The following is an 8,689-nucleotide window of genomic DNA, read 5'->3' on the forward strand; positions in this document are numbered from 1 at the left end:
CGGGCGCGCGCGGGGGCGGGGGGGGCGCCGGGGGGGGGGGGGGGGGGGGCCCGCGGGGGGGCCCCGCCGGGCCGGGCGGGGGCCCCCCCCGGCGCGCCCTGGGCGCCCTGGGCGTCCTGGGCGCCCCGGGCGCCCCGGGCGTCCTGGGCCTCTCGGGCCTCCTGGGGCCTCCGGGCCCCGAGGGGGCGCTTGCGCCCCGGCTGTCGCACCGGTTGCGCACCACCGGACGAGGTCACCGCCGTTTCTTTACTCTCCCTTGACCTCCGCCAGGACAACCTTTCCCCCGCCACCAAAGCTTCACAGCAACCCTCTGGCGCCCCCGCCACCTGCGGTTTTCAATGGTCCGCACCATGTCATTGCTTCGCGCCCTGATCAGCACCGCGCGTATGGTCCGGTACACCCCGCTGCTCGCCGCCGCGCTGCCGCCGGACGACGAGGTGCTGCTCGACGCCCCTGACGACCGGCTCGCGCCCGCCCTGGTCTCCGCCGCGCTCGGCGAGTACGAACAGGCCGCGAAGGTCCTCGCGGCGACGCGCGAGGCCGCCGCGTGGGAGGACCGCGACCGCTACGTCATGCGGCTGGCCGCGTTCGCGCACGGCCGGGACGGCTGGCTCGCCGCCTGGCTGCACGCCGCCCCGCACGACCCCGACGCCCTGCTCGTCCGGGCCGAACTGGCCGTCCGCCGGGCCTGGCAGTCCCCCGCCCGCGCCGAACTCCTGCGTGAGACGGGGCCGCTGATCGACGCCGCCGCCGACGGCGACCCGCGCGACCCGGTCCCCTGGCGCGTGGCGCTGGACCACGCGCGCGGCACACACGCCCCGCACACCGCGTTCGAGGCGCTGTGGGCGCAGGCCGTACGCCGCTCCTCGCACCACTACGGCTGCCATGTCGCGGCCCTCCAGTACCTCTCGGCCCACTGGTACGGCTCGCACCAGGAGTGCTTCGACTTCGCCGAGGACGCCGCGCGCGACGCCCTGCCCGGTTCGCTCGTACGGGCACTTCCGGTGCGCGCGGCCTTCAGCCGGCTGCTGAGCGGCACGCCCGGCGCCGTGCACGGGGACCGTATCGACGACGCCGCCGATCTCGCGATCACCGTCTCCGACCGGTACGAGGCGGGCGACCCCTGGCCGGCCGAGGTGCGCAACCTGCTCGCGTACGTGCTGGTGGAGCGGGGGCGGTGGGCCGCGGCGCTGGAACAGTTCCGGCTGATCGGGCCGTACGCCACGTCCTTCCCGTGGACGAGTTTCACCGACGATCCGCTCGGCCGGTTCCTCGAAACACGGGACGCCGTACGGATCCAGGTGGCCTCGACGATGCCTTTGCGCAACAGGACCGACCGGGGAGGGCCCGGCGGCCATTACGCTTGACCGTTGTGACCACCGCACGCCTCCCTCTCTTCCCGCTGAACGCGGTGCTGTTCCCGGGCCTCGTCCTGCCCCTGAACGTCTTCGAGGAGCGTTATCGCGCGATCATGCGTGAGCTGCTGAAGACGGACGAGTCCGAACCGCGCCTCTTCGCCGTGGTCGCCATCCGCGACGGGCACGAAGTGGCGGTGACCGCCCCGGGCATGCCGGAGGGCGCGTCGGCGCCCGAGCGCCGGCCCGCCGACGGCTTCGGCCCCGATCCGCTCGACGCGTTCCACCCGGTCGGCTGTGTCGCGGACGCGGCGACGATCAGGGAACGCCCCGACGGCACCTTCGAGGTGGTCGCCACGGGCACCACCCGCGTCCGGCTGCTCTCCGTCGAGGCGAACGGCCCCTATCTGACGGCGGAGCTGGAGGAGCTGCCCGAGGAGCCCGGCGACGGCGCGGCCACCCTCGCCGCGGGCGTCCTGCGCGCCTTCCAGAACTACCAGAAGCGGCTGGCCGGGGCGCGCGAGCGCTCGCTGTCGCGGATCGAGGACCTGCCGGACGAGCCCTCGGTGGTGTCGTACCTGGTGGCCGCCGCCGCCGTACTGGACGTCCCGACGAAACAGCGGCTGCTGGAGGCCGAGGACATCGCCGCCCGGCTGCGCGAGGAGCTGAAGCTGCTGCGCGCGGAGACCGCGGTGATCCGCCATCTCCCCTCGCTGCCCGCCGTGACGCTGACGCAGGCGCCGACCCCCCTCAACTGACCACCCGGCCGCGCCGCCCAGGGAGACCCGTACCGTGGCGAAGAAGTCCAGGAAGCAGCAGTCCGGCGGGACCCCGGCGACGGTCGCGCTGACCGCGTCGGGCACGGCGCACACCCTGCACGCGTACGAGCACGACCCCGCCTCCCCGTCCTACGGCGAGGAAGCCGCGCAGGCGCTGGGCGTCTCCCCCGACCGGGTCTTCAAGACGCTCGTCGCCGAGGTGGACGGCGAACTCACCGTCGCCGTCGTCCCCGTCGCCGGCTCGCTGGACCTCAAGGCCCTCGCGGTCGCGGTCGGCGGCAAGCGCGCCGCCATGGCCGACCCGGCGGCGGCCGAGCGGACCACCGGGTACGTACGGGGCGGGATCTCGCCGCTGGGCCAGCGCAAGCGGCTCCGTACCGTCCTGGACGCCTCGGCCGAGGCCCATCCGACCGTGTGCGTCTCGGCGGGCCGCCGCGGCCTGGAGGTCGAGCTGGCCCCGGGCGATCTGGCCGCGCTCACCGGGGCGGTCGTGGCGCCCATCGGCCGCGCCTGAGCCCACCCGTACGCCGCGCCGGTCGCGCCTGAGCCCACCCGTACGCCGCGCCGGCCGCGCCCCCGGCCGTGTCGGGCGTCCGTCGGGGCTGTCGGTGCGCTGTGGGCGGTCTGTCGGCCCGCGCCGGGAACCTTGCCGGAGATCCTGCCGACTGCCCGGTCCGGCAGGCGCGAGACAGTCAGGGAACCGATATGACCATCGAAGCCACGATCATCGGCGCCGGACTCGGCGGCCTCACGCTCGCCCGCGTCCTGCACGTCCACTCCATCCCCGTCACGGTCTACGAGGCGGAAGCCTCCCCCCTGGCCCGCACACAGGGCGGCATGCTCGACATCCACGACTACAACGGCCAACTGGCCGTGCGGGCGGCCGGACTGACGGAGGAGTTCGGCGGGCTCGTCCTGGAGGGCCGGCAGGCGGTACGGATCCTCGACCGGGAGGGGAACGTCCTGCTCGACCAGGACGACGACGGCACGGGCGGACGCCCCGAGGTGCAGCGCGGTGAACTGCGCCGGATGCTGCTCGACGCGCTCCCGGCCGGCACCGTCCGGTGGGGGCACAAGGCCGACGGGGTACGGAGCCTGGGCGACGGCAGCCACGAGGTGACCTTCGCCGACGGCACCACCACCGTCACGGACCTGCTGATCGGCGCGGACGGCGCCTGGTCCCGAGTCCGGCCGCTGCTCTCCGACGCCACCCCCGCGTACGCCGGCATGTCGTTCGTCGAGACCTATCTCTTCGACGCCGAGACGCGCCACCCCGCCGCCGCGAAGGCGGTCGGCGGCGGGTCGATGTTCGCGCTCGCGCCGGGTGACCGCCAGATCGGGGCCCACCGCGAGAAGGGCGAGACCCTCCACACCTACGTGATGCTGACCAAGCCGCTGGACTGGTTCGACGGCGTCGACTTCACCGATCCGGCCGCGGCCACCGCGCGGGTCGCGGCGGAGTTCGACGGCTGGGCGCCGGAGCTCACCGCGCTGATCACCGACAGCGACACCGCGCCCGTCCTGCGCCCCCACCACACCCTGCCGGTCGGGCACCGGTGGGACCGCGTGCCCGGGGTGACCCTGGTCGGCGACGCCGCCCACCTCATCCCCCCGAACGGCGAAGGCGCCAACCTGGCCATGCTCGACGGCGCGGAACTCGGCGAGGCACTCGCCGCGCACCCCGGTGACGTCGAGGCCGCCCTCGCCGCGTACGAGGCGACGATGTTCCCGCGCAGCGCCAAGGCCGCCGAGGAGGAATCCGCAATCCTGGACAACCCCTCGCCGGAGGACGTCGTCAGCTTCTTCTCCCGGAACGACTGAGCCCCGGCGCGAGGAGCCCCGCGGGTCACTTCTCCGGGGCGCCCCACCCGGCGTTCTCGTCACCCGGCCGGGGCTCGCCCCCGTACGGCGTGTTCCACTCCCACTCCGGTTCCGGATCGCGCGGGCCGAACAGGGCCGTCAGCGCGAGATGCACCACCATCGCCGCGACCGGCCACGCCAGCAGCGCGCCCTTCGCGTGGAGTTCGAGCGGCGCGTCGAAGGTGACGCCCTTGCCGACCTGCTTGGCGTGCGCCACGACGTCCGACGTCGGGCCGAGCATCGCGCCGAACCTCCACGCCAGCACCGCGCCCAGCAGTCCGCCCAGCGCCAGACCGAGGACCAGCGCGATCCCGCCGCGCCGGTGGAAGAGGAAGACCAGGCCCCCGCTGACCACGCCGAAGGCGAGCGCCAGCAGAAGGAACGTCCCGTCGGCGGCGATGGCCTCCTCGCCCTCCGTGTCCTTCAGGAAGACGGCCGTCGCGTCGGAGACCAGCGGAACGCGCGGCGCCAGCCACATCCACAGCAGCCCCAGCAGCAGCCCCGCCACCGTGGTGACCACCAGCACCACCGCCGCCTGCCGCACCTCGGTCTTCATGTCGGGCCCCTTCTCCGCGTCGGCCGCGGAATCGGGCGACACCCCGGCCGGCGGTGTCTGCCAGGGATCGTCGTGCTGCGGCTGGTGGGGAGGCGTCAGAGGTGCGGTCACGGTGCCATCGTGCCAGGCCCCGGCGGTGGGCGCCGCACCGGACCGTCGCGGGGGCCGGGGACCGGACACCGTACGGCCGGGCTCAGCGGACCGCGGCCCGCCGGTACGCCCATGTCGCCACGGCCAGCGAGACGACGCCGACGGCGGCACAGACCCCCAGGTCGAACGCGACGGCGGCCCAGTCGGGATGCGCGTCGAACGTACGGGCCAGCGCCTCCACCCCGTACGTGGACGGCAGAAGATCCCGGGCGTACCCGATCGGCCCCGGCAGCCGGTCCGCCGGCAACACCCCGAGCAGCAGCGCCGCCGACATCCCGAGCTGGCCCAGCAGGGTGGCCAGTTCCTGACGCGGCGCGAGCAGCCCGAGCGCCGCGCCGAGCCCCGCGAGGGCCGCGCCGGAGAGCGGGATGACCGCGGCGAGCACCCACAGATGGGTGAGCGGAAGCTGGAAGAGCACACTCCCCGCGACGGCCGTCACCGCCGTGCCCGGCACCGTGAACGAGGCGTACGCCCCGGCCGCGCCCAGCACCACGGCGGCCGGCGGCACCGGCAGGGTGGCGTAGTGGTCCAGGCCGCCGCTCGCCCGCAACTGGCCGAAGTACTGGGCCAGCAGATTCAGCGCCACGAACGCCACGACGAGCACACTCGAACCGGCGACGACCGCCCGCGCCTCCGCACCGCCCTCCACGACGCCCCGCATCAGGATCATGATCCCGACGGACTGGAACGTCGCCACGAAGAGCAGCGGGATCCGGGCCACCCGAGCCCGGGAGAGCTGGGCACGGTAGACCGCGGCGAGCGAGGGCAGCAGCCGCGCCCGGGGCGCGAGCGGCGCGGGCGCGCCCCCGGCCGCCTCGGTGGGGGTGTCCTTCGCCGTCCGGATCCTCGCGGACACGGCCTCCGCGGGCACGATGCTCACCTGGCGCTGCTCCTGTTCGGTACGTTCGGGTCCGCCGGGGCCTGCTCGCGGACGTACGGCTGCCGGCTGCGGTCGGCGCCCCGCGCCACCGCAGGGCCCCACCCTGCCACGGGCCGCGCGGTCACGGGACACGTCCCGGAAAAGCCCCGGGCGCTCATGCCTTCACCAGGCCCTGCGCCCGGCCCCCGAGCGCCAGATAGACATCCTCCAGGCTCGGTGTCGCCAGCGTGAAGTCGTCCAGCGCCGCGAAGGCCGCGCCCCCGGTCACCGCGGCGACGGCCGCCCGCGCCTCGTCCGGCGCGAGCCGCAGCACCCAGCGGCGCCCGGACTCCTGCGCGGACCCGCGCAACGCGGCGACCTCGGGAACGTCGAGCGGCGCCCGCTCCCGCCACACCAGCTCCACGCGGACGTCCCCGGCGACCTGCTCCTTCAGCCCCGAGGGCGTGTCACAGGCGATGACCTTCCCGCGCTCCAGCACGGCGACCCGGTCGAGCACCGTCTCGGCCTCGATGACGTTGTGGGTGACGAGCAGCACCGTCACCCCGTGCTCCGCCCGCCGCCGGTCCACCGCCGCCCACACCGCGCGCCGCGCGACAGGGTCCATTCCGGTGGTCGGCTCGTCCAGGACGAGTACGGGCCGCTCCCCCACCAGCGCGGCGGCGAAACACGCCAGTCGCCGCTGCCCGCCGGACAGCTTCTTCAGCGGGCGCCCGGCGATCTCCGTGAGCCCCAGCTCGGCGAGCACCCGGTCCCGCTCGGCCCGCGCGTCCCGGAGCGTGAGCCCGCGCAGCCGCCCCGTCGTCTCGGCGGCGAGCGCCACCGTCAGTTCGTCGAGGGCGCTCGACTCCTGCCCCAGATAGCCGATGAGCCGTGAAGCACGCTCCGGATGACGCACCAGATCGTGCCCGAGAACCTCCACGGCCCCGGAATCGGGCCGCATCAATCCGGTGATCTGCCGTACCAGCGTGGACTTTCCGGCGCCGTTCGGCCCGAGCAGGCCGAAGATCTCACCACGCCGCACATCGAGCGAGATCCCGTCGGTGGCCCGCACCTCGGGCGTCCCAGGGGCCCCACGCCTGCCGCGCGCGGCGGGGTACGTCTTGACCAAGTCGCGCACCACACACACCGTACTCACGAGAAACGACCATACGTTGCGCGCCTGCGCGGCCTCTTTCTGGGGGGCTCGGTTCGCCTCCGGGGCGCTTCAGGTCGGCGCCGACGGTCGACCGTGCCCGGTCCGCCCGTTCCTCGCGAACCTGCGCGCGCTCTCCCCTACGGCGCCGACGCGCCCCTTCGGCTCACTCGCCGGCCTGGCGAGGGCGCCCCGGAGGCGAACCGCGCCCCGGCAGTCACGCCGATTCGGCGGCGCGTACGTCGATCTCCCGCCAGAAGCCCGCCCGGATCGCGTAGCGGTCGTGCTCGTCGATCTGGTCGTCCTTGTGAGCCAGCAGCCCGAAGCGGGCCGCGTACCGGAGCAGTTCGCCGTCGATGCGGTGCGGGACGCGGGGGTACATGACGGAGAGTTTCTGTACGTGGCCGGATTCCGGGAGCCGTTCCATCCAGCGCCGGGCGAAGACCTGACCCACCTCGAAGGGGTCGCCGCCGACCGTGGTGATGTCCTCCTCGCGGTCCGCCCAGCGCTGTTCCGCGCTGGTGAGCTGGGCCAGTGTGGGCAGGGACGCCGTCTCGGGCGGTTCGCCGGAGGGGCCGCTGCCCGGACGTTCCACCCAGCCCTTGTCGGACGACCAGCGGAGTGTCGCGCCCCCGGGGTGCTGGGAGGGTGCGGGCTGCCGGTCGGCGGTGGGGGCGCGCAGACCGGCGAGGTCCTTGGGGGTGGGGACGGTCCTGGCGCCCGGGGGCGCGGTCTGGGGTTCGGCGGCGTTGTCGGCGGGGGGTGGAGTGGAGCCGTTGCGGCCGGGGGGCGCCGGGGGGCGGGACTGGGCCTGGGCGGCGCGTTCCGCCGAGGCCGCCAGCGCCGATTCGGGCAGCGGCGCGGAGAGGATCGCCGCGATCTCCGGGCGCGGGGCCGGGGAGGGCGCACAGACGCCGCCGAGATCCTTGGCGCGGACGGCCTTGGTGATCCAGGCGCGGTCCAGTACGCGCCGCTCGTCGGCCTCGGCGACCAGGTCCTCGGACTGGTTGTAGTCGCCGTCGGCGGCCTGGACCGCCCAGAGGTGGACGGCGACGCCGTGCTCCTTGGCCGACATCAGGCCGGGGAGCAGATCGCCGTCTCCGGTGACCAGCACCACATCGGAGCAGGCGCGATTTCTGGCCAGTTCGGTGAGCTCTGCATGCATCGCCGCGTCGACGCCTTTCTGCGCCCAGCGGCCGTCGCTTCTCGTGAGGGCGCCGAGGCGTACGGTGACGCGGGGCATCACCCGCAGCCGCCGGTGCTCGGGCTGCGGGACCCGGTCGGGGGCGCCGTCGAACCAGTAGATCCGAAGCAGCGGCTGTTCCGTATCGGCCTGGGCGCGCTCCCTGAGGCCCTGGATGAGGGCCGCGTGGTCCACGGTGATGCGGGATCGGGCCGGCTCTCCGGCCAGCAGGCTCGCGGCGGCGCCCAGCAGGTAGCCGGCGTCCACCAGGACGACGCAGCGGTCCACGCGTTCCACCCTCTTTCGGGAACCTCGGGATCGGGAGATCGGGAGTTACTGCGGGTTTGCTTCGAGTCTGCCCGACGGCAAGAGGCTTAACGTCCGGAACTCGATCATCGGCGTGGCGGATCGCCGGGGGATCACAGGCCGGGCGGGGGCCAGGGCACCCACTACACACGGCAATGATCCAAAATGCGGCATTTTATCGCCTATGTGAGTCTGAACGAGGCCCCTGGTCCGCACAGAACCCGCAGGAGGCAGCGCCATGTCGAAGAACAAGAACCGGGATCGCGGCAACAAACAGCACGCCCGCTCCGAGTCGGAGCGCGGCACCCAGGATTCGAGGTCCTCGTCGATGGAGGACCGTTCCGACCAGGTGGAGCAGAGGATCACGCCGTCGGACGTCGCCCACAAGCGGCAGAAGCGCTTCGGCCACAACTGACACCCGTACGAGCGTCAGCACGCGCGAGGGGGGGGGCCCGGGACCACGGGGGGCCCCCGGGTGCTGGGAGGGG

General features: G+C 74.3%; 9 protein-coding genes. 5 read left to right on the forward strand and 4 right to left on the reverse strand.

The window, feature by feature from the left end; genetic code table 11:
- The first annotated feature begins 338 nt into the window (after window positions 1–338).
- From ACFXPK_RS27605 to ACFXPK_RS27620, 4 genes are all read left to right on the forward strand, one after another.
- Window positions 339–1,367 (forward strand): hypothetical protein, encoded by a 1,029-nt coding sequence (locus ACFXPK_RS27605; RefSeq protein WP_384997429.1) that lies wholly within the window; start codon window positions 339–341, stop codon window positions 1,365–1,367.
- Window positions 1,368–1,372: 5 nt separating this feature from the next.
- On the forward strand, window positions 1,373–2,113 hold the full coding sequence (locus ACFXPK_RS27610) for an LON peptidase substrate-binding domain-containing protein (protein ID WP_384997431.1): 741 nt from the start codon (window positions 1,373–1,375) through the stop codon (window positions 2,111–2,113).
- A gap of 34 nt (window positions 2,114–2,147) precedes the next feature.
- Complete coding sequence (gene ybaK, locus ACFXPK_RS27615; protein ID WP_385079668.1) at window positions 2,148–2,648, forward strand: Cys-tRNA(Pro) deacylase; 501 nt, start codon at window positions 2,148–2,150, stop codon at window positions 2,646–2,648.
- Window positions 2,649–2,839: 191 nt separating this feature from the next.
- The gene (locus ACFXPK_RS27620; RefSeq protein WP_385079671.1) at window positions 2,840–3,955 is read left to right on the forward strand and encodes an FAD-dependent oxidoreductase; all 1,116 of its coding nucleotides are present in this window, start codon (window positions 2,840–2,842) and stop codon (window positions 3,953–3,955) included.
- 25 nt (window positions 3,956–3,980) lie between these two features.
- Here ACFXPK_RS27620 and ACFXPK_RS27625 read toward each other — a convergent pair whose 3' ends face one another.
- The 4 genes from ACFXPK_RS27625 to ACFXPK_RS27640 form a co-directional block, all read right to left on the reverse strand.
- The gene (locus ACFXPK_RS27625) at window positions 3,981–4,661 is read right to left on the reverse strand and encodes a DUF2567 domain-containing protein (protein ID WP_384997437.1); all 681 of its coding nucleotides are present in this window, start codon (window positions 4,659–4,661) and stop codon (window positions 3,981–3,983) included.
- A gap of 82 nt (window positions 4,662–4,743) precedes the next feature.
- The gene (locus ACFXPK_RS27630; RefSeq protein ID WP_384997439.1) at window positions 4,744–5,580 is read right to left on the reverse strand and encodes an ABC transporter permease; all 837 of its coding nucleotides are present in this window, start codon (window positions 5,578–5,580) and stop codon (window positions 4,744–4,746) included.
- 154 nt (window positions 5,581–5,734) lie between these two features.
- Entirely contained in the window at window positions 5,735–6,706 is a 972-nt protein-coding gene (locus ACFXPK_RS27635) for an ABC transporter ATP-binding protein (RefSeq protein WP_385079689.1), read from the reverse strand.
- Between the two features lie 223 nt (window positions 6,707–6,929).
- The gene (locus ACFXPK_RS27640; protein WP_384997441.1) at window positions 6,930–8,192 is read right to left on the reverse strand and encodes an NYN domain-containing protein; all 1,263 of its coding nucleotides are present in this window, start codon (window positions 8,190–8,192) and stop codon (window positions 6,930–6,932) included.
- 247 nt (window positions 8,193–8,439) lie between these two features.
- Here ACFXPK_RS27640 and ACFXPK_RS27645 point away from each other — a divergent pair, with 247 nt between their 5' ends.
- Window positions 8,440–8,616, forward strand: coding sequence for a hypothetical protein (locus ACFXPK_RS27645; RefSeq protein WP_384997443.1), 177 nt, complete (start codon window positions 8,440–8,442; stop codon window positions 8,614–8,616).
- Window positions 8,617–8,689 lie beyond the last annotated feature (73 nt).

This window comes from Streptomyces sp. NPDC059142 (assembly GCF_042755665.1).
Lineage (GTDB): Bacteria > Actinomycetota > Actinomycetes > Streptomycetales > Streptomycetaceae > Streptomyces.

What these genes read in the sequence shown, in the direction of transcription:
- ACFXPK_RS27605 (WP_384997429.1), top strand. Translation starts at nt 339, where the DNA reads ATGGTCCGCACCATGTCATTGCTTCGCGCCCTGATCAGCACCGCGCGT.
- ACFXPK_RS27620 (WP_385079671.1), top strand. Translation starts at nt 2,840, where the DNA reads ATGACCATCGAAGCCACGATCATCGGCGCCGGACTCGGCGGCCTCACG.
- ACFXPK_RS27645 (WP_384997443.1), top strand. Translation starts at nt 8,440, where the DNA reads ATGTCGAAGAACAAGAACCGGGATCGCGGCAACAAACAGCACGCCCGC.